This is a genomic window from Streptomyces sp. NPDC048420, from assembly GCF_040651535.1.
GTDB lineage: Bacteria > Actinomycetota > Actinomycetes > Streptomycetales > Streptomycetaceae > Streptomyces.
The window spans coordinates 114,186-135,260 of sequence record NZ_JBEZKG010000001.1 but is presented as its reverse complement, the minus strand read 5'-3'; the positions used below and the strand labels follow the sequence as shown (position 1 = coordinate 135,260).

Below are 21,075 nucleotides of genomic sequence, written 5' to 3'. Positions count from 1 at the left end.
TCCATGCGCGGCCGGCTCATCGTGTCCGCCGTGGGATCGCCGGCGGATCGGGTACGTCCTCCGGCAGGAACTCGCCTCCCGTGGCCCGGCCTCGGGCGAATCGGGCGGCCATACGACCTTCCATTGTGCCCAGCAGCCCGCGCACGGTACGGGCGTTGCCGAATGCGGCGGGATCGGCGAGGTGGGTGGCGTCCAGCCAGCGGGCCGCCTGCTCGGGGACGCCCTTGCCGAGGGTGTACTCCTCAGCCGCGGCCATCCGCCGCAGGATCTCGACGAGGTCGGGGACGGAGTAGTCGGGGAAGGGCACCCGGACGGTGAAGCGTGACGGCATCCCCGGGTTGAAGGCGAGCAGCTCGTCCATGTCCGCGGGGTAACCGGCGGCGATCACCACCAGGCGGCCCCGCCAGTGCTCCATCTCCCGGATCAGGGTGTCGATGGCCTCGGCGCCGAAGCCGCCACCGCCCCGGGTGTCCCGCACCAGGCCATAGGCCTCGTCGATGAACAGCACACCGTCCAGGGCGTCGTGCACGGCCTTGCGCACCAGCGGCGCGGTCTGACCGACATGGGTCGCCACCAGGTCGGCACGGGTCACCTCGACGACGTGCCGCTTGCGCAGCAGGCCGAGGTCGTGGAAGAGCTTCCCGATCATCCGGGCCACGGTGGTCTTGCCCGTACCGGGCGGCCCGGTGAACAGCATGTGGGGCGCGGTGAGCCCGCCCTTGTTCAGCGCCTGACGCATGCGCAGCCGGTTGGCGAGGTCCTCCAGGACCTCCCGGACCGGCTCCATGCCGACGTAGTCGTCGAGTTCGGCCAGCAACACCGACGGATCGGGCGCGGGGCGGGGCAGGTATCCGCGGTAGGCCTCGGGGAGGTCGTCGACGGTGACCGGGACCGTGACGTCGCCCCGGATGCGCCGGGCCCACCCTTTGGCGACGCCGTCGGCGAGGGTGCGCATGTCACGGGCGTTGGCGAAGTCCTCGCCGGCGGTCCGGCGCATCTCCGCGACGAGTCCCCGCAACGTGTCCGCCACGCCCTCGGCGAGCCGCAGCCCGCGCTCCTCCAGACGGCGCAGCAGGACCGCCGTGAGGGTGGCGGTGTCGAAGTCGGGGAACTCCAGGACGTTGTCCAGCGGGAACCGGCTGGCGAGACCCGGGTTGGCCGCCAGGAACTCCTTCATCTTCCCCGGGTATCCGGCGACGATCACGACCAGCCGGCCCCGGTCGTCCTCCATCCGCTTCAGCAGCGTCTGGATCGCCTCGTCGCCGAACCCGCCCCGCTGGTCGCTGAGTCCGTACGCCTCGTCGATGAACAGCACGCCGTCCAGGGCCCGGTCGACGGTCCGGTTGGTCAACGCGGCCGTCTGACCGATGTATCCGGCCACGAGCTCGCTCATCCTGGCCTCGACGCAGTGGCCGCGGGCGAGCAGGTCGAGATCGCGGTACATCTCGCCGACGAGCCGGGCCACGGTGGTCTTCCCGGTGCCCGGATTGCCGGTGAACACCAGGTGCAGGGCGGGTGGTTCGGCGGTCGTGGCACGTCCGAGGGCGCGCAGTTCCCCGTCCGCCTCCGTCTCGGCCCGCAACTGCTCGAAGTAGTGCTTGAGCCCGTCGAGCCCCTGCATGTCCTCCAGCCGCTCCCAGGCGGTGCGCCCGTCGGCGGACACCGCGCCCAGCCACTGCCGTACGGTGTCCCGGCTCAGCTCCCCGCCGCGGCGGGCCAGCCTGCCCAGCCGCGTGTGCCAGGTGAGCGCCTTGCCGGGGTGACCGGCCATCGCCTTGACGATCGGATCGAGCTCCCGCCAGTCGGCGATCCGCAGCCCCTGGCGCAGCCGTACCGCGTGGATGAGCCGTTCCAGTTCGGCGGCCTGCGGGTGGCCGACGCGGTAGGTGCCGCCGTGTCCGGCCGCGGCGCGCTGGTCGTCGACGAAGGTCTCCAGGAAGGGGAAGTGGCCCTGGGCGCGCACGAAGTCGGCCACCTCGTCCAGGGTCGACTTGCGGAAGACCAGGACCCACAGGTTGCGGTCGTTGCCGTGGTGGGCCCAGCGCTCCATGGCCCCGGCCAGCTCACGCGGGGCGGTGGTGTGGTGCAGGATCTCCTCGGCGTGCGAGAACACCACTGCCGTCCGGTGGCGGGTCTGGCGCAGATAGCCGGTGAGGGTGCTCACGCTGAACGGGTCGGAGATCCCGGTGGACGGCCGCGGCCGCGCCGGTCCCGCGGGCTCCGGTTCGGCCCCGGGGCCGCTCCCGCGACCGGCACGCACGTCCAGGGCGCCCAGCGGTCCCCTGAGCTGCCGGTGGCGCATGACGCCCGGGCGGGCGGGCGCCGCGGCCGGGGCGCCCGCGCCGCGGGAGAGATCCCGGGATGCCTCGTCCCGGAAGTAGACCGGGTGTTCCAGGGAGCTGAAGACGATCCGCTCGTACCCCTCCGCGCGCAGCAGCCGCCACAGCGCCTGTTCCAGGACGCACACCTGGTAGGCGCTGTCGACGAAGACGTCACCCACACCCGGCCCGTAGACGACGGTGAACGGCTCGCCGCCGTGCAGGGCGGACGCGTCGAGCCGTTCCGTCGCCGGGAAGGGCGAGGGCGGATCCGCTTCGACCGTCGCCGCGGTCACCGCGTCTCCGGGGCGGGCTGTTCCTCGGCGGAGGCCGGGGCGGGTACGGGCCGCCTGGCGGGAGCGGGGGCCGGTCGGCGGGCGGGGTGACCGGGGTCGGGCACCATCTCCTCGGGGCTGCCCGGCTCGCACTCCGGGTCCGAGACGTTCAGGCCGTCCGCCGCGAGGGCCCGCCGGACGGCCTGGGCGCGGTGCATGAGTTCGGCCTCGGAGGTGACGTCCTGGTCGTAGGAGAGCACCCGGATCACACACTTCTCCGAGTCGGGTTCGGCCTGGGCGACGTCCACCACGAGTTCGTTCTCGCCGTTGCGCAGCCTGGCGCGGTACCTGCCCCGTTGGTCGCCGTTCTCGTAGTCGCCCTCGACCAGGTCGTAGTAGGCGTAGTCGCGCAGGGTGCCGGCCACCGCGTCGGCCAGGTTGACGCGGATCTGCGCGGCGAGGTGACGCATCCCCGCGCGTTCGACGGTGTCGCCGAGGGCCTGTTCGAGGCGGGTCGTCTCCTGGTCGCGCAGGTCGAGGAGTTCGCCGGTGTCGGTGGTGTCGTCGCGGGCCCGGGCCAGGGCGTCCCGGGTCTCCTCGCGCAGGGCGTCGTACTCACCGTGGGACCAGTGCACGACATCCAGTTCGTAGCCGTCAAGGGCCCGCCCGTCCGGTCCGATGACGGGTCGTCGCGCGTTGCCCACGGCCAGTTTCTCGACGCGTACGAGGGCCTCGACCGCCTCCGACTGGGCGGAGCAGCGCTCCAGTTCGCGCTGTTCGGTGTCGACGCGCAGGTCGCTCAGGGAGTGGAAGGCCTCCTGTGCGACGGCCAGGGCGGCCTCGTAACGGCCCTCCGCCGCGTTGTGCTCGGCGGTGGCCAACCGGCCGGTGAGCCGGGCCAGTTCGCCCGGTGCGTAGCGTTCGTGCGGCAGTGTGTCGGCGACGAGCGTCGCCATGGTGCGGGCGTCCCCGAGCCAGGCGCGCACCATCTCCTCCGAGCGCGCCCGGTCCTGTTTGAGGGCGTCGATCTCCTGGGTCACGCGGAGCATCTCGGCGCGGCGCTCCTCCCGTTCGGCCGCGATGGCCTGCCGGGTCTCCTCCCGCTGCCGGGCCAGTTCCCGCCGGGTCTCGGCCCGGATCTGTCCCGCGGCCTCGTCGAGCGAGCGGTGCAGTTGGTCGGCCTGCTCGCGGAGCCGGTGCGTGGTGGTCTCCTCCAGCCGCCGGGTCTGCTCGCTGAGCGTGCTCATCGCCTGTTCGTGGCGCCGCTGACGCTCCTGGACACCGGCGAACGACCGGTCGATGTCGGCGCGGGTCTGGGCCCGTACCTCGTCGATCAGCCGGGGGATGTTGCGCTGCACCTCCTTGAGCTGCTGGGCCTTTCGCTGGATGCGGTACCACTCCGACTCGTCGACCTGAATGCGTTTCCTGCCGCTCATGACGGATCTTCCTTCCTGGGGACGTGCGAAGAGGTGCCGGCGCCGCGGAGTCCGCTCCGGGGCCAGGAGCCGGCGAGAACGCTGTCGACGGCCGTGTCGAAGACGTCGAGCAGGCCGGGTGGCGGTACCCCGATGAGCAGGGCCCCCGGTCCGTCGACGGCGATCTCCGCGGTGCGTGAGCGCCCCTCGAAGTCGTAGTCGCGGGTGGCCGGTCGGCCGGTGAGGTGGTGAACGCGCTGGTTGGAGCTGCCGCGCAGGCCTCGGCCGTCGTCGAGGGCGGCGACGTAACGGCCGTCGATGAGCACGTCGACCTGGGCCAGCAGGTCCTGCACACCCGGGGCCGGCGGGCGGGCGCGCAGCCCTTCCAGTCGGTGCCCGGTGAAGCAGACGACGGAGACGTCCCGGATCGCGCGGGCCTGACGCACCAGCTCGGCGAGTCCCGCCGCCTGCTGCATCGGCTCCCCTCCGGAGAGGGTGAGGCCGGTGACCCGGGGGTCGGCGAGCAACTCCTCGGCGAGCGCGGCGGGTTCGGCCCGCCGGGCCGGGCGGTCGGGGATCCAGTCCGGGGCGATGCAGCCCGAGCAGTGGAAGGGGCAGCCCTGCACCCAGACGACGGACCGCACACCCGGTCCGAGGGCCTCGGTGCCGACATGGGTGGCCGCGATGTTCAGGAGGGTCATCGCGACCGTCCGCCCGCGGGCACCCGGTCGGCCGGCTCCTGCGTGAGGTAGGTGAACGACACGCCGTTGACCACGACCTGGCCACCCGGACCGCAGGTGGCGTCGCTCTGCCGCCGGGACGTGCCGTCCGGGGTGTAGCGGATCAGGAGGTCGACGCGTGGCCCGCCCTCGGTGGACCGGCGTCGCCCGTGCACCGAACCCCGGCCGCCGATGGCCTGCGGGCGCAGCTGTACTCGGCGTCCCCGTAGGGGGATGCGGTCCGGGAGCTGACCGCCGTACACCGGTGTGAGCAGCAGTTCCCCCCGCAGCCGTGGGCGGTGGGTGCGCCGCCAGGTCAGCCACCGGATCAGCAGCACGGCGACGACGGCCCCGATCAGCCCGGGCAGCAGGACCGCCGAGCCGACGGTGGCGTGCAACGGCAGCGCGGCTCCGGTGGTCCGGACCTCGCGCGGCACCTTCAGCCGCACGTCCGGTGCGAGCGCCTGCTCCCATGCCGAGGAGACCCGGCCCGACACGCGGAGCGGTACGTCCGTGTCGCGGTCTCGGAGATAGGGCACCGGCCCGTCCGACAGGGTGCCGCGCAGTCGTACCGGGAAGGTGCGGGTCTGCCCCGGGTCCAGTGTCAGGGTGGCCGGCAGGCCGGAGATCCGGACCGGCTCACCGGACACCGAGACGTGCAGGCCCCGCACGGTCAGCGGGACATGACGGGTCGTCGAGGTGAGCGTGATCTCCGCGGTGGCGTCGCCCGCGGTGAGGTCACGCCTGCGACGGTCGGTCCAGGTGGCGCTGATCCCCTTGCCGACGTCGCCTGCGAGCACCAGTCCGGCCTTGCGCAGTCGGGTGCCGTCCCCGGCGCGCTCGAGATAGCCACCGAGATCCTCGACACTGTCGGGGCGCAGCACGGTGGCGTCGTCGATGACATCGCCGAGCAGGTCGGCACCAGTGGCCCCGTCCTCCAACGGCAGTGCGTATCCGGCGAGTTCGGTGCCCCGTTCGCCGAGGGCCCGAGCCCGTTCGTGCAGCGCGTTCCAGGCGGGTCCGGTGCTGTCCGGGTAGGGCGAACCGTCCGGTGGGCTGTGCGCGCCGTCGGTGAGCAGCACCACGGAGGCGACTTCGACGGCGTCGCTGCGTTCGAGTTCACCGAGCGCGCTGTCCAGCGCCGACCCGATGTCGGTCGCGCCGTTCTCGTCGGGCGTGTCCGGCAGCGTCGACAGGATCCGGTCGGTGTCTCCGGCCGCGCCGATGTAGCGGGGCTCCGGCGTGGAGTCGAAGGTGAACAACGCCACGTGGTCCTCGCTCGACAGCCCGTCGAGGAAGAGGCCCAGAGCGGTGCGGACGGTGTCGTAGCGGCCCTCGTCCGTCATGGAGCCGGAGGTGTCGACGAGGACGGCGTAGTCCGCGGGCTGGTCGTCCAGACCGAGCGCGGTGTAGACATCGGCCCGGGTGGGCGTGGTGTCGGCCGTGGCCGCGGGCACACCGAGGGAAGCGGCGGCCAGCAGTGCGAGGACCGCCACGGCGGCTCGGGCGAGGCCGCGCGGCCCTCTCCCGGCGGGCTTGTCGGTGGCCGGGGACTTCGTGGCGGCCCGGTCCCGGAACGGGAGCGCGAGCGGTCGCCCCCTGACGGTCGGCTTCACGGACGTGCTCCCTCGATGTCGGTCGGCAGCGGGCCGAGCGGGTGTTCACTGGGCTGTCCGGAGCCCAGCGGCTCCAGGACGAGCCGGGCCGTGCCGTCGGCGGCGAGGCGCACGCCGACGTGGAAACGGGTGCCTTCGGGAGCCGCCGGGACCGTCAGTGTGCGGACGGGTGTGGCGTGGCCGCCACGCGCGTCCCGGACCTGGATCCGCACGGGCCGGTCGGCGGCGTTGCCGGCCGCGGTGGTGCGCAGCCGTACCCGCTCCTCTCCGGTCCGGGCGAAGACGGTCGGTCCGCCGGGTTCCAGGGATCCGGCGGGGCAGACGAGCAGTTCCTCGCCTCGGGGCAGCCCGTCCACCGTGCGGTGGGTTCCGACGAACACGACGTGCGGATAGCGGTCGGCTGGGTCGATCCGCCCGGCGGCGACCAGGGCGGCGCCGAACGCGGCGGCGAGCGCGGGATCGGTGCCCGTGGGCAGCGGGGCGGGAGCTCCCCGACGCTGTGTCAGGTGGCGGCGCAGCCGTGCCGAGCGGGCGGCACCGCCCACAGCGACGACCTGCGGGGCCGGCTGGCCGTCGGCAGTCCGGTCGAGCACGGTGTCGAGCCCGGCGGTGAGCCGGTCCAGCGCCCGCCGCAGCACGGCCACGGTGACCGGTCTCCCGGCCACTTCGAGGACCACGGTCTCGTCGTAGTGTCCGGGCCGGCCGGCGCTGCGGCCGAGGGCGATCTCCAGCCGTTGCACGACGCCGTCCCCGGCCCGGGCTTCGGCGAGGGCCAGTCGGGTGGTCTCGTCGTCGGGCAGTCCCGCTCCGGCCAGCACAGCGGCGTCGAAGCTCGCGGCGAAGCCCTCGGCGGGCGCGTGCCGGGCGGTGCCGGTCACCGCCACGGAGCCTGCGGTGAGCGCGCACAGTGACAGTTCGGCCGCTGTGGCGCCGAGATCGCACACGGCGTACCGGGCGCCGGTCGCTGTACCGGCGTGCCGCAACAGGGCCAGGACCGCGTGCGGAGTGCCGAGGGCGAGTACCCGGGGCATCGGGTCGGGGCCGTGCAGCGCGGTGAGCACATCGGTGGCCCGGCGTGCCTCGCCGGGCCGGTCGTGCTGCGGTACGACGACCACGATCCGCTCGGGTGTGCCGTACTGCCGGCGGTAGGCGGCGTACGCGGTCCGGAGCGCCGCACCGTGATGGCCGCCCGCCGCGCCGGAGGTGGGCAGCCCCTCCCCCGGAACCGTGCCGGGCAGCGCGACCAGGGCCGGAGTGCCGTCGGGGCCGACATGGGCGACGCGGGTGAAGCGGGCGCCGGGGTCGATCGCCACGGCGGGGCCGCTCATCGCAGCCCCCGGAACCACTCGGGCCGGTGGAAGGGCCACCGCGACAGCCGTGACCGCAACCGTGTCCTTTGGGCGTGCCGCCCCATCCCGGCGCCCGTCGGCATCATGGGGGCGTACATCCACGCCTCGACGGTCGGTGTCTGCTGTCCCTGGGCCGAGGACGGCGCCCCGGGCGGCGGGGTGCCGAGCAGCCTGTGGTGCTGGTAGACCTCCGTCTGGTGGAACTGGTCCACCATCTGCGCGACGGCCAGGGTCTCTTCGCTGCCGCGCAGTGCGGCGTACAGGGCGAGGTCCAGGTCCTGTCGCAGAGCGCGCAGTTCCCTGGCCAGCTCGTAGGCCGCCCACCCTCGGTGTGCCGCGATGAAGTCCGCGACCGTGGAGAGCAGTCGGGGAGCGAAGACACCGTTCGGCGCACCCGCGGCGATCACCTGTGCAAGCCGTGCCGTCGACTCCTCGGCGCTCACCGCGGCGCGGAACTCCGCCACCGGACGCAGCCAGCCGAGCCGTTCGCGCGTGCACAGCCGAGCCAACAGGTTCTCGGGCAGGCCGAGTTCGAGCCACCTGGCGTGATCGTCGGCGAGTCGGCGCTCCAGGCCGTCACAGACGTGAGGCACCATGCTGGGCACCTGCCGCAGCAGCGGATCGAGCAAGCGCCAGCCGCCGCGGTCCGGTTCGTTGCCGAGCAGGGCCTCGACGACGGGCTGCCTCGCCTCCGGATTGCCTCTGAGGCGGGCGCCCAGGATGGACGCGTAGGCCTCACGGGAGCGCTCGTCCGGCAGGTACCGGGCGCGCGGCAGGCCCGCGGAGGACCCCTCGCCGTCCAGGGCGTGTGCGTGCAGCACGCGCAGCAGGTCGACGTCGGCGGCGACGTCCGGTGCCAGGCCCGCGTCCTCGCACGGGGCGAGGCGGTCCAGCGCGGACAGCAGACGCGCGGGTGCCTCCCCGCGGCTGCGGGCGACGTCCAGCAGGCGCGGGAAGAGCAGGCCCACCGCCTCGGGCCGACGCGTGGTCTCCGCGACGCCGAGGGCGACCTCCCAGGCGTCCTCGTGCGCACCCGCGAACTCGGCGGCGTCCCGCGCCGACGGCGGTTCGACACCGGCTTGTCCGGTCACGAAGGCGGCGAACCGCAGCCATCCGGTCAGGTCCCCGGTGGGCAGGGTCGTCGAGCGGGTCACCAGCCGGACCAGCGGCGCCGGGTCGCGCTTGCGGTTGCGGTCGGCCAGCCAGGTGCCCAGCCAGCTCAGTCCCGCCTGGCGGGAGGCGATCACGGCGGCGTCGGCGCTGTCCAGGGAGCGGCCCGTGGTCCGCTCGGCCATGTAGACGAGGGTGCCGGTCCACTCCGGGCTCTGGTGCGGGGCGGTCGCCAGGGCGGCCAGCAGTGCGTCGAAGGCGTCCGGTCGTTCGGTCTCGACGGCGTGCATCACCTGGAGATGGCCGCGTGCCAGGGCGATGGAGTCCGACGTCGACCCCCGGGCCAGTACGTCCTCGGCCAGGAGGGTCGGTGTGGCGCGGCTCCAGTGCCGCCGCAGCAGGGTGAGCGCGAGCCCGTCGGGAGTGGCGCCGCTGTGCGTCGCGCACCGGGCGAGGTAGGGCACGAGCGCCGCGAGCCGGTGTGCGCCGAGGGAGTCCACGGCGTACTGCTCCAGCACTCGTTGTACGTCGTTCAGGTTGCCGCGGCCCTGTCGTACGGCCTCGACGACGGAGTCCAGGAGGTCGGCCTCGCGCAGTACGCGCAGGGCCTCGGCGGAGTTCTGCCGGGGCAGGACGTCGGTACTGGCCAGGAGGTGTTGTACGAGGTCGGCGGTGGTGTGCTGCTTGGCGTGCAGCCGGAGCAGTTCCGTGAGGTAGGCGCGGGCGACCTCGCCCCGGGGTTCGGGCGGGAGTCCGGCACCGAGCCTGACCTCCGTCTGCCCGGACCTCGCAGCGGCCGTGAAGACCAGCCGCAGGTCGTGTTCGGCCCGTCCGGTCCAGGTCGCGGCACTGAGCCAGGCGCGGCAGCCGTACGGCAGCAGGGCGCAGACGGCGTCGAGGGCACGGACCCGTTCGGTGACGTCCGGGAGTGCCGCGCCGGGCTGCGGTACGAGCGCCACCCGCCGGTCGTCGAGCAGCAGCGCGGCCACGCCCGCGGCCCATGCGAAGCCCAGTTCGTCGATGCGTACGGCGAGTTGCTCACCGGGCGGGCGGGACGGGGGCAGCGGCACCGCCCGGGCCGGCAGTGGCCCTTCGTCCCGGGGCACCGCCTCGTCCAGCGCGGACCAGGTCAGCCGGGCGGCACCGGCCTGCGGCCAGTCGAGCAGGAACAGCCGCCAGGCGTAGCTGGGCGCGCCGGTGCCGTCCCGGCTTCCGTCCCAGGTGGTCTCGACGGTCGCGCAGACCGGGGTGGCGTCGGTGGAGGTGCTGCCGAAGAAGACGCGCCAGGGCAGTGCGGCCGCCGGGTCGCGGCTCTCCGGGGTGCCCGTGCTGGCTCCCCACAGGTAGCTCTCCGCCCGGTCCCTCGGCAGGCTGCCGTCGAGCACCTGGTAGCCCATGACCTGACCCGGGCGCTTGCCCAGCACGGCCCAGTCGGCGGTGAGCCCCGTCCCGGGGCTGCCGTTCACCACGGCCGTACCTTCCGCCCGTTGCCCGAGGTGCGCATCCGGCGCTCCAGATCCGTCAGCGGTTCCAGGACGTTGATGGGCTCCGGGGAGGTGCAGATGCGGGGTTCGCCGTTGACGATCTCGACGTTGGCGTAGTTGCGGTAGTCGAAGATGTGCTGCGGATTCAGCCGGAATCCGATGGCGGACGTCGCGTAGTACTTGACGCGCTCGGGGTGGAAGTAAGCCGCCAGGCCGTCGCGCACCAGGCGCGCGGTCGCGCCCCGGTAGTCGTTGCACAGCCACTGGAAGTAGCCGTCGGCGAGGTGGGCGGGGACACGCGGCAGTTGGGCGCCGACGGTGTCCTGGGTGACCCAGCCCGCCTCGACGGCGGGCTGGAAGATCTCCGGGTGGTCGAACTTGGCGATGCAGACGGAGACATGGTGCGGCAGCCGGCCCCGGTCGTGGGTGCCCGCGTTCCTGATGCGGTTGTGCAGTTCGTTCAGCGTGGAGAAGAAGAACGTCAGACTGTGGGTGTCCTTCTGGGCGTCGCCCAGCGGGTCGAAGAGGTAGATCAGGCCCTGGGCGCGGGCGAGTTGGTCGATCACCCGGGCGTGCAGCGGGTTGCTCGGTACGAACGCCTCACCGGGCGCGTCCTGGATCTCCAGCACGAAGCTGGCTTCACGGAGGCGCTTGCGCATCATCCCGGTGCCGGGTTCCTGGCCGTGGAACGACCAGCTCATGCCTTCCAGGCCCGTGGTGGCGGAGGGAAACCTCCGCTCGATGGTGAGTTTGGTGACGCTGTCGTTGAGGAAGCCGCTGGACTCCCCCGTCATCCCGCCGATCAGCCAGTTCCCCTCCTCGTGCCGCTGGTACTGGATCGCCGCGAGGGGAAGGGCGGCCAGATAGGTCGTCTTGCCGGAGCGCGGCGCACCCCACAGTCCGATCCGCATCCGGTCGGCGGCGCTGCCGTCCTCCTGGCGGGCCGTGGGGATCCGCAGCGGTGCGAGGTTGCCGTCCTGCACGGGGGGTCCCACGGGCTGTGGCGGATAGGCGGGCGCCGGTTGGAATTCGGTGCGGCCGGATGGCTGGAGCGGCACCACCCGCTGCGGCCACGGGGGCGGTTGCGGGGGCTCTGGCGGCCGGTCCGGCTGGGCGGGCTGGAAGGGCCCGGCCGCCGCCGGGCCGGTGGCGGCGTCGGTGGGTTCGCCCGGAGCGGTCCGTGGCGGATGTGCGGGCCGCGGGGGTGCGCCCTGCTGGGAGTCGCCCTGTGGCTCGCTGTTGGGGTCCCACAACTGTGCGGACATCGCGTTCTCCTCGTACCGGAACGGAAGCTCAGAGCAGGGGTGCGGCGAAGGCCAGCCGGCAGGGCGGGCCTTCGAGGCGCCAGGGCGGGGTGAGCGCCCTGGCCACGTCGGCCGCCGAGTCGCGTCCGGGCCGGAAGGAGCCCTCGGCGGAGAGTTCGGCCCAGGCCGCGTCGGCGTACCGGCGGGCCGCGAGGCCGGGGGCGTCGGCCGGGGGCGGGCCGGTGACCGGGTCGGCCCGGGTCATGACCCTGACCCCGGCGGCGCGCAGCCTGGCGAGCTCATCGCGCCAGTCGGCACCGAGCGGACAGGCCGGGTGGATGCCGTGCTGCCGGGGCTGGCCGGGCGGGCGGCGGGCCACCACGAGCAGGACCCGCCGGACCTCCTCGGGGCGCCGACCGCCGGAGGCCGCGCGGCCGGACAGCACGACACGCAGTGCGTCCTCCAGGGAGGACGCCAGGTCCTGTCCACGCCTCGCGGGCTGCCAGCCGTCCATGGCGGCCAGCGTGACGGGGGCGGGTCCGGCGGGGACCGGCGGCAGCACGGTGAAGCCGCGCGGGGTGTGACTGTTCTCGTGGATCTCGTGGTCGTAGTGACCGACGGTCCCCGTGCGGATCGCGGTGCCGGTCGGGTCCTGGCGGGCCAGTGCGGCAAGCAGGTCCCGCGCGAAGGTCAGGCGTTCCTCGGTCTCGGCCCGGTCCGCGCCGCTGAGTTCGACGGTGAGGTGGAGTTCCAGCGGGGGCGGGGGCAGAATCCGGTGCGGCAGGCGGGTGAGCAGGGCCGGGACCTCGACGGCGGCGGGTTTCCGTCCGGCGTGCGGCACGCCGGTGCGGGAGTCGGCGAGTTCGACCTCACCGGGGCCGCGCAGCACGAACCTGAGGCGGGCCGGTGCCAGGACGCCGACGACGGCCTCGTGGAGGGCGACGAGCGGGGCCGCGGGGCCGTTCGGCTCGGGCCGTCCCGCGAACACCGGGAGCTTCAGGGGTTCACCGGCATCGAGTCCGCCGTGCACGGTGACCTCCGCCGTCGCCGTCTCACCTCGGCCGAGCCGGGAGCCGGCCGGGAACAGGGCATGGTGGTACGTCCCCACCGCTCCGGTACCTCGGTCCGCCAGCGCCAGTGTCAGGACGTGATCGGCGAGGAGAGGCGCGGTGCGCAGCACTTCCCGCACCGCCTCGGCGGTGCTGCCCCGGGCGGCGACCTCGGTGCCCCGCCGCAGTTCGGCACGGAGGGGGAGGACGGAGCGCACGGCGGCCGCGGCCCGTTCCAGAAGGACCCATCCGGCCTGCGGTGCGAGCAGGACGACGGAGTGCTCGTACGAGGGCGGGAGGTACGCCTTGAGCCAGTGCTGAACAGCGGTGTCGAACTCCGTGCGGGAGATCGCCGGAAGGGTGCCGATACCACCGGCGAGCTGGAATCTCCGAATTTCATCACGGTCGTCGAGGCCCACCGCCATGGAGGACCATTTCACACTTCCCGCATCCGCTTGCCGAGGTATTCCGCCGGCGTCGAGGTCAACTCTGACCATGCTCACTTCATCGGGCTTGAATTCGATGAAGAGCAATTCCTTCATGCGCCGTCCGAACAGATCGTCGAGGATCCCGTCATATTCCTTTGAAGTGGCCCCTGAAGTCACTCCGACGGATTTCTTCGAGGATCCCGGTGTGCCGCCGCTCGCCGCTCTCTCCCCGGGTCTTGGAGGCCCGCCTCTGATCACCGCTCCGAGCCGGTCGCCGACACCGCCCGGCTCCGACGCCCCGTCAGCCAGCACGGCGGCCCTGGTGTCCCAGGCGTGCCCGGCCGCTTCCAGGGCCAAGCGCGCCCTGTCGATGTCCGCCGAGGTCAGCTCTCCAAGGATCGGGACGTCGCACAGCAGCCACCGGCAGACCCCACAGGACTCACCGCCGTGTGCCGGAGTTCCGCACACTGGGCATGCCTGACCAATACGGGATTCCCCCATTTCGACGACTCCCCCCGATGCGGCGCACCCGGCCTTTTCCCAGGCCTGCCGCTTGATCCCCCTCTGGACACCGCGCCGGATCCCCATCCGTACGCGTGCGCCAGTCAGAAGCACTCGCCCCCGAGGTGCTTCATGATGGCACAACGGAAGAGGGCGCGATGCCCTTCCGCGGGAATTTGCGCAACGATCAGCCCGCCGCCCCGGACCCCTCTCCGAAGGCACTCCGCAGCACCAGAACAGAACTCATGTTCCTATCAATCATGAGCGACTCCGCAAAGAACTGGATTACTCACGACGGGGCACGGCCGCGGGCACTCGACGGCGGAATCACCCTCACCATCCGGGACAGTCCTCATCCGAGCTCCTGACCCGCCATCCCCCACCACCGGTCACCTCGGCGGTGAGCGGGTAGGCGGACGGGCGGGTCAGCCGGTACGCGGCGGCGGCCGTGCACACCGTCTGCCGCACCCCGAGGTCGCTCAACGCGCCCATCGCCGACGGCAATCGGATCGTCATCGTGTCGTCCTGCACCGTCACCGCCGGGGCGTCCGACGAGGGCTCCCCGGCCGTGTCGGAGGTGGCCGGCGGGGCGGGCACGGCGGTCGGCGGACCCGGCACCTCGGTGGCGAGGCGGCCCGTGCGCCCCTCCCCCGCCAGCGGCCCCTCCATCAGCAGGAGCAGCGCCGCCGCGGGGTCGCCGGGCTGGTCGGTGTTGCGCTGCATCGCGACGAGTCCGCCGTCCTCGACGAAGTAGACCTGGGTGAGCGGAAGGGCCCCGCTCGCGGGACCGCCCGCCTCCACCACCCCGGTGGCGGGGATCCCGCAGGAGGTGAGCGCGAAGAGCGTCAGCAGCGGCGGGACGCGGCGCAGGGCCTTCATGACGGGTACTCCTCGGGCGACTCGTCCCGCCGCAGCGGAAGTTCTACGGTGAAGACGGCGCCGCCCGCCGGGTGGTTGGCGGCGCGGACGGTGCCGCCGTGGATGCGGACGTTCTCGGCGGTGATGGACAGGCCGAGGCCACTGCCCTCGGAGCGGATCCTGGCGGTGTCCGACTTGTAGAACCGCTCGAAGACATGGGGCAGGACGTCGTACGGGATGCCGGGTCCACTGTCCCGTACCTCGATGACGGCCACCTCGTCGCCCGCGCTCAGGCGCACCCGCACCGGACGGGTGCCGTGCTTCAGCGCGTTGCCGACCAGGTTGGCCACGACGACGTCGAGGCGGCGCGGGTCGACACGGCCGCGCACCTCGTGCGGGAGCGGCAGGTCGGTTTCCACGGTGTCCGTCCAGCCCCGCGCGGCGAGCGTGCGGCGGATCGACTCGGCGAGGTCGATCTCGTCCAGGTGCAGCACGGCCGCGCCCGCGTCGAAACGGGAGATCTCCATCAAGTCGTCGACGAGACGCGCGAGTTTGACGGTCTCCTCGCTGATGAGGCGGACCGCGGTGGCGGTGTCCGGGTCCAGCCGGGCGGCGTCCTCGTCGAGGACGTCGGTGACCGCGGACATGGCGGCAAGCGGGGTGCGCAGTTCGTGGGAGACGTCGGCGGCGAAACGGCGGGCCCGGGCCTCCATCTCGCGCAGTTCCGCCACCGAGGTCTCGAGGGCGGCGGCGGTCTCGTTGAACGTGTGGGACAGCTCGGCGAGTTCGTCGGAGCCGTTGACCGCGAGCCGGGTGTCCAGGCGCCCTTCGGCGATCCGGCGGGTGGCGTGCCGCAGCTTCCGCACCGGCACCAGCACCCCGCGGGCGGCGAACAGGGCGAGCACGACGGCGAGCGCCAGTGCGGCCGCCATGGCCCGTTCGACGGCGGTCACCAGGGCGTCGACGTACGCCTGCTCGGTGGTCTGCGGCACGATCAGGAACACCCGGACGCCGGTGGTCGCGTCGGACACGTTCGGGCCGCCGAAGAGGGTCGACATCCCCACGACGAGGGAGGTGCGCCCGTCGTCCCGCACCCGTTGGAAGACGGTGGCCCGGCTGGATCCGACGGCCTCGCGCACGGCCGGCGTCACCTCGGTGAACGGGTCGCCGGGGACGGAGGAGCCGCTGAGGTCCCCGTACGTCACCAGCACCCGCCAGCTCCCCTGCGACTCGGTGGCCGCCATGTCCTCGGCGAACTTCCGCAACGCCGGTTCGTCGGGCGGAAGGGAGAGTTCGGCGGAATGCTGGTTGAGCTGGGCACGTAATTGCCTGATGGTGGCGTCCTGGCTCTGCTGGAGCACCCCGGTACGCGCCTCCCGGAAGGTCAGGGCGCCGGTCGAGATGGCGGCGACGGCGGCGACCAGCCCGAAGGCCACCACCAGGCGGGAACGCAGGCCCCGCAGCCGACGCTTCTTCACGGCGCCGCGAAACGGTAGCCGAAACCGCGCACGGTGTGGATGTAGCGGGGTGCGCGGGGCGGCTCCGACATCTTGGTGCGCAGCCGTTTGACGCAGGCGTCCACCAGGCGCGCGTCGCCGTGGTAGTCGTGCTCCCAGACCGCCTCCAGGAGTTGCTGACGGCTGAACACCTGGCCGGGGGAGGCCGAGAGGGTGAGCAGGAGCCGTAGCTCGGAGGGGGCGAGGGCGATCGGCTCGCCGCTCAGCGTGACGGTCAACCCCGCCCGGTCCACGGCCAGTTCGCCATAGGTGTCGATCTTCGGCAGGCCCTCGGCGTCCGGCGCGCCCCCGGCCGCCCGACGCAGGACGGCACGTATGCGCGCGTCGAGCACGCGGGCCAGTACGGGCTTGACGACGTAGTCGTCGGCGCCGGCCTCCAGACCGACAACGATGTCCACTTCGTCACCCCTTGCCGTCGCCATGATGATCGGCAGGGTCTGGTCCAGGGCCCGTATGTTCCGGCACACCTCAAGTCCGGTCATGCCGGGGAGCATCAGATCGAGGACCACTATGTCCGGCCGGAAGGCGCGCAGCCGGTCCATCCCCTCCTCGCCGGTCGCGGTGGCGGCGACGTCGTGGTTCTGACGGCGCAGGGCCAGGGCGACGCCCTCCCGGACGGCGGGGTCGTCTTCGATCAGCAGTACACGTGGCATGCGCACAGTATCCACAGGGCCATGACCATCAGGAGGGTTATCGGTTCGTTACCTTCCGGGCCAGGTCCGATCACATGGCGATCACATCGTGAACCACCGTGACAGCGCACAAACGAAACCCCGCCGGCCGCAGTCGCCGGAAGCGCTCCGGGCGGAGCGTGAAGCGGCAACTGACAGGTGGCCTGGTCGCGTTGGCCGTCTTCGCGGCCGTCGGCGGCGCGGTGGTGGCGTGGCTGCCGTCCGACGCGAAGCGACCGTCCGCGGCACCCTCATCCGTGCCTGCGGCGCCCTCACCCGTGGAGAGTCCGGAGCCGCAGAGGATCACCGCGTCACCGGAACCGTCTCCGTCCAGCGCCTCCCCCAGCCCGTCCACGACGCCCCTCCCGCAGAGCGGTCCGGGGACCTTCGTCACCGCGCCCGGCGGGAGCGATCGGGTCGGCAAGGGCACGCCGATGCGCTACCGGGTCGAGGTGGAGAACGGCATCGCCATCTCCCCCGAGGACGTCGCCGAGCAGGTGGAGCGGACCCTGGCCGACCCGCGCGGCTGGATCGCCGACGGCCACTCGGCGTTCCAGCGGGTGTCCAGTGGCCCCACCGACTTCGTGGTCCGCCTCGCCACCCCGACGACCGTCGACAAGAAGTGCGCCGAGGGCGGCCTCGACACCGGCGGCAAGGTCAACTGCAGCGTGAACCGCAACGTGATGGTCAACCTCAGACGCTGGGTCCTGGCAACGGAGTTCTACACGAAGGACGTCACCGGGTACCGCTCGCTGATCATCAACCACGAGGTGGGCCACTTCCTCGGCCACGGCCACGTCACCTGCCCCGGCAAGGGCAAGCCGGCCCCCGCGATGATGCAGCAGATCAAGGGCCTGCTCGGCTGCGTCCCCAATGTCTGGCCGTACGACAACGACGGCCGTCCCCTCACGGGCCCCTCCGTCCCGTGACCGACTCATCCCCCAGACGAACTGGAGTTCAGATGGAGTTACGCGTACGCCACAGACACGCGGCCATGGCCGCGGGAGTGGCTTCCGCGGCCATGGTGCTGGCCGGTCTCCCGGCCGGCGCGGGAGCCGTCACCGACGTCTCCAAGGCGAGCACCCGTACGGCCTCCGCGGTCAGGACGGTCACCCTCGTCACCGGCGACCGGGTCCGGGTCGACGGCACCGGCCAGGTCTCCGGGGTGGAGCGCGCGCAGGGCCGTCAGGACATGCCGTTCTCGGTCCGGGTCGTCGCCGGGCACACCCGGGTCGTCCCCGGGGACGCCGAACTGCTGCTCGCGCAGGGCAAGTTGGACCCGCGGCTGTTCGACGTCACCCAGCTGGTCAAGGACGGCTACGACGACAAGGGCCGCTCCGACCTGCCGCTGATCGTCACCTTCCGCGGCAAGAAGGCGCCCTCGACGAGCCCGTTCACCGAGGCCGGCGCCCGGATGGGCCGTCAGCTGCCCGTCGTCAACGGCCGGGCGATGCGCTCCGCGAAGAAGCGCGGCACCGAGTTCTGGAAGGCCGTGACCGACAACTCCGCGCAGGGAACGGCCGAGTTCACCGCCGCGGCCGGCGTGGAGAAGCTGTGGCTCGACGGCAGACGCCGGGCCTCGCTCGACAAGAGCGTCGGGCAGATCGGCGCGCCGACCGCCTGGGCCGCGGGATTCGACGGCACCGGCACCAAGGTGGCCGTCCTGGACACCGGGGTGGACACCGGCCACGCCGACCTGGCGAGCCAGGTGATCGAGGAGCAGGACTTCTCGGGGTCCTCCGGTCCCTCCGACAAGTTCGGTCACGGCACCCACGTGGCGTCCATCGTGGCCGGTACGGGGGCCCGCTCGGACGGCAAGTACAAGGGCGTCGCGCCCGGGGCGAAGATCCTCAACGGCAAGGTCCTGGACGACACCGGCTTCGGTTCGGACTCCGGGATCATCGCCGGTATGGAGTGGGCGGCGGCCAAGGGCGCCAATGTCGTCAACCTCAGCCTGGGCGGCACCGACCTCCCCGGTGTCGACCCGCTGGAGGAGGCGGTGAACCGGCTCTCCGCCGAGTCCGACACGCTCTTCGTCATCGCGGCGGGCAACGAGGGCGAGTTCGGCGAGGGAACGGTCGGCTCGCCCGGCAGTGCCGACGCCGCGCTCACCGTCGGCGCGGTCGACAAGTCCGACGCCCTCGGCGACTTCTCCAGCCGCGGCCCGCGCGTCGGCGACGGCGGGGTCAAGCCCGACCTGACCGCGCCCGGTGCCGCCATCACGGCAGCGGCGGCCGCCGGCAGCGTCCTGGAGCAGGAGTACCCCTCCGACGTGCCCGGCTACCTGACCATCGACGGCACCTCCATGGCCACCCCGCATGTCGCGGGCGCCGCGGCGATCCTCGCCCAGCAGCACCCCGAGTGGAGCGGTGAGCGTCTGAAGGCGGTGCTCACGGGCTCCGCGAAGCCGGGCTCGTACAGCTCGTTCCAGCAGGGCACCGGACGCACCGACCTGGTCCGGGCGCTGGAGCAGAGTGTCGTCACCGAGCAGGGGCCGGTCGACTTCGGCGAGCAGCTGTGGCCGCACGGCGACGACAAGCCGGTCACCAAGAAGCTCACCTACCGCAACCTCGGCACGGAGCCCGTCACCCTGGACCTGTCCGTCGACGCCTACGCGGTAGACGGAAAGCCCGCCGCCGAGGGCATGTTCGCTCTCTCCCCGCAGCGGCTCACCGTCCCGGCGGGCGGCGAGGCGAGTGCCGACGTCACCGCCGACACCCGCGCGGGCACCGCGGACGGCAGCTTCGGCGGCTCGGTGAGCGCCGTTTCGGCCGACGGCAAGGTGCGGGTGCGGTCCGCCGTGGGCGTACAGCGCGAGGTCGAGTCGTACACCCTGACGCTGAAGCACATCGACGAGAACGGTGCGCCGACCGGTGACGCCGCCACCTCCGTCGCGGGCCTGTACAGCGACTTCTACGCCGGGTACGCCGACGAGCAGGACGGCGAGTTGTCGGTACGGCTGCCCAAGGCCGACTACATCCTCAGCGGGGTGATCCACCCGGCGACGTCGTCCGCGACCCACGCCGTGCTGGTCGAACCGAAGGTGACGCTGGACAAGGACATGACGATCACGGTCGACGCCCGGCAGGCGAAGCCGGTGGACGTCACCGTGCCGGACCCGGCGGCGAAGAGCGCCGACGCCACGGTCGCGATCGGCTACGGGCGGGGCGCAGGGGAGAGGGACGCCTTCCTGCAGTACCTGCTGCCCACCTTCGACGGATCCCGGTTCGGGCGGCTAGTGCCGGGCACGTCCGTGAACGGACTGACCTCCCTCTACTCCGGCGGCTGGACCAGCCAGGACGCGGACGGCAGGCCGGTCAACTACCACCTGGCCTGGTACCGGGAGGGCGACTTCGACGGCTTCACCGCGAAGGTCCAACGGAAGCAGCTCGCCAAGGTCGGTCTTCAGGTGGGCGAGGCGGTCGACGGCCGGCGCGTCCAGGCCGAGGTGACCGCGCACCTGCCCGACGGAGAGCTGGTGAGCACCTACACCGACATGCGCGGGGACCTTCCGTTCCGGAGCACCGAGTACATCCTCGACAACGGTGTGAAGTGGTCGCTGCGCACCTGGCAGGTCTCCGGTGAGGGCCACGACTCGGTCTTCGAGAGCTTCCAGATGCGCATGCCGAGGACCTGGCAGGCCGGCCACACCTACCAGGAACGCTTCGGCGTCGGCGTCTTCGGGCCCGTCCTGCCCGGCCCCGAGGATCTCGGACCGGGCAGGGGCTTCCCCGGTGTCGGCCGCGACGGCAACACGCTCAGGGCCTATCTGCCGCTGTTCGGCGACGGATCCGGGCACTGGGGCACCAGCGACACGACCGCGGTGACGACCCGGCTGGAGGCCGACGGCAAGGAGATCTCCGACGACTACGGCATCCCGCCGACCGACAGTGTCACCGAGTACACGGTTCCGGCAGCGGACTCCGCGTACAAGCTGACGGTGGACAACTCCCGCGACCCGGCGGTGTATCCGGTCAGCACCCGCGTCCAGGCGGAGTGGACCTTCCACTCGGCGAAGACCCCCGAGGGCGACTTCACCGCGGTGCCGCTGTCGACGGTCCGCTACAGCCCCGACCTGACCCTGGCCAGCACGGCCGAGGCGGGCAAGCGCTTCGAGGTGCCCTTCACCGTCGAGGGCGCGGCGGCGGGTCAGCGCCCGGCGAAGCTCGCCTTCCAGGTGTCGTACGACGAGGGGAGGACCTGGCAGCCGGCCAAGTCCGTCGGCGGCACGCACCTGTCCCTGAAGCACCCGGCGAAGGCGGGCTCCGTCTCCCTGCGCGCGGAGCTGACCGACCGTGACGGCAACACGCTGACCCAGACGATCGAAAGGGCCTATCTGACCACGCTGTAGTCACCTCTGCCCGGGACGCGCCCCAGTGCCGTCCCGGGCAAGACGTGTTTCGGGATCCAGCCCGTGTCAACTGACGGTAAACACCTGCCTGTTGGGGCTGATGATTCACATGAGACGAGGCTCGGGGATTAACGTGGATGTCCACGAACGGTGTTCGGCCGTTCGACGGT

The 21,075-nt window shown here is 72.6% G+C and carries 13 protein-coding genes; 2 read left to right on the top strand and 11 right to left on the bottom strand.

The window, feature by feature from the left end:
• Positions 1 to 16: 16 nt before the first annotated feature.
• The 11 genes from AB0D34_RS00580 to AB0D34_RS00530 all read right to left on the bottom strand — a co-directional run bounded on the left by AB0D34_RS00580 (position 17) and on the right by AB0D34_RS00530 (position 16,536).
• Positions 17 to 2,614 carry an AAA family ATPase gene (locus tag AB0D34_RS00580; protein WP_362654291.1) on the bottom strand — a complete coding sequence of 866 codons (2,598 nt, stop codon included), beginning with the start codon at positions 2,612 to 2,614 and terminating at the stop codon, positions 17 to 19.
• Positions 2,611 to 4,029 carry a hypothetical protein gene (locus AB0D34_RS00575; protein WP_362654289.1) on the bottom strand — a complete coding sequence of 473 codons (1,419 nt, stop codon included), beginning with the start codon at positions 4,027 to 4,029 and terminating at the stop codon, positions 2,611 to 2,613. Before AB0D34_RS00575 ends, AB0D34_RS00580 begins: the two co-directional genes overlap by 4 nt.
• On the bottom strand, positions 4,026 to 4,709 hold the full coding sequence (locus AB0D34_RS00570) for a 4Fe-4S single cluster domain-containing protein (protein ID WP_362654287.1): 684 nt from the start codon (positions 4,707 to 4,709) through the stop codon (positions 4,026 to 4,028). The genes AB0D34_RS00575 and AB0D34_RS00570 overlap by 4 nt, the downstream gene beginning before the upstream one ends.
• Positions 4,706 to 6,343 carry a VWA domain-containing protein gene (locus tag AB0D34_RS00565; protein ID WP_362654284.1) on the bottom strand — a complete coding sequence of 546 codons (1,638 nt, stop codon included), beginning with the start codon at positions 6,341 to 6,343 and terminating at the stop codon, positions 4,706 to 4,708. Before AB0D34_RS00565 ends, AB0D34_RS00570 begins: the two co-directional genes overlap by 4 nt.
• Positions 6,340 to 7,671 carry a hypothetical protein gene (locus AB0D34_RS00560; protein ID WP_362654282.1) on the bottom strand — a complete coding sequence of 444 codons (1,332 nt, stop codon included), beginning with the start codon at positions 7,669 to 7,671 and terminating at the stop codon, positions 6,340 to 6,342. Before AB0D34_RS00560 ends, AB0D34_RS00565 begins: the two co-directional genes overlap by 4 nt.
• On the bottom strand, positions 7,668 to 10,271 hold the full coding sequence (locus AB0D34_RS00555; protein ID WP_362654279.1) for a hypothetical protein: 2,604 nt from the start codon (positions 10,269 to 10,271) through the stop codon (positions 7,668 to 7,670). Before AB0D34_RS00555 ends, AB0D34_RS00560 begins: the two co-directional genes overlap by 4 nt.
• The gene (locus tag AB0D34_RS00550; RefSeq protein ID WP_362654277.1) at positions 10,265 to 11,551 is read right to left on the bottom strand and encodes a hypothetical protein; all 1,287 of its coding nucleotides are present in this window, start codon (positions 11,549 to 11,551) and stop codon (positions 10,265 to 10,267) included. The genes AB0D34_RS00555 and AB0D34_RS00550 overlap by 7 nt, the downstream gene beginning before the upstream one ends.
• A 28-nt stretch (positions 11,552 to 11,579) precedes the next feature.
• Positions 11,580 to 13,004, bottom strand: a complete 1,425-nt coding sequence (locus AB0D34_RS00545; RefSeq protein ID WP_362654274.1) for a hypothetical protein — start codon at positions 13,002 to 13,004, stop codon at positions 11,580 to 11,582.
• A gap of 837 nt (positions 13,005 to 13,841) precedes the next feature.
• The gene (locus AB0D34_RS00540; protein ID WP_362654271.1) at positions 13,842 to 14,387 is read right to left on the bottom strand and encodes a hypothetical protein; all 546 of its coding nucleotides are present in this window, start codon (positions 14,385 to 14,387) and stop codon (positions 13,842 to 13,844) included.
• Positions 14,384 to 15,844 carry a HAMP domain-containing sensor histidine kinase gene (locus tag AB0D34_RS00535; RefSeq protein WP_362654268.1) on the bottom strand — a complete coding sequence of 487 codons (1,461 nt, stop codon included), beginning with the start codon at positions 15,842 to 15,844 and terminating at the stop codon, positions 14,384 to 14,386. The genes AB0D34_RS00540 and AB0D34_RS00535 overlap by 4 nt, the downstream gene beginning before the upstream one ends.
• Positions 15,841 to 16,536 (bottom strand): response regulator transcription factor, encoded by a 696-nt coding sequence (locus tag AB0D34_RS00530; RefSeq protein WP_362654266.1) that lies wholly within the window; start codon positions 16,534 to 16,536, stop codon positions 15,841 to 15,843. Before AB0D34_RS00530 ends, AB0D34_RS00535 begins: the two co-directional genes overlap by 4 nt.
• Positions 16,537 to 16,694: 158 nt before the next feature.
• Here AB0D34_RS00530 and AB0D34_RS00525 point away from each other — a divergent pair, with 158 nt between their 5' ends.
• Positions 16,695 to 17,483 carry a DUF3152 domain-containing protein gene (locus tag AB0D34_RS00525; protein ID WP_362654263.1) on the top strand — a complete coding sequence of 263 codons (789 nt, stop codon included), beginning with the start codon at positions 16,695 to 16,697 and terminating at the stop codon, positions 17,481 to 17,483.
• 65 nt (positions 17,484 to 17,548) lie between these two features.
• Positions 17,549 to 20,905, top strand: coding sequence for a S8 family serine peptidase (locus tag AB0D34_RS00520; protein ID WP_362654260.1), 3,357 nt, complete (start codon positions 17,549 to 17,551; stop codon positions 20,903 to 20,905).
• The last annotated feature ends 170 nt before the right edge of the window (positions 20,906 to 21,075 follow it).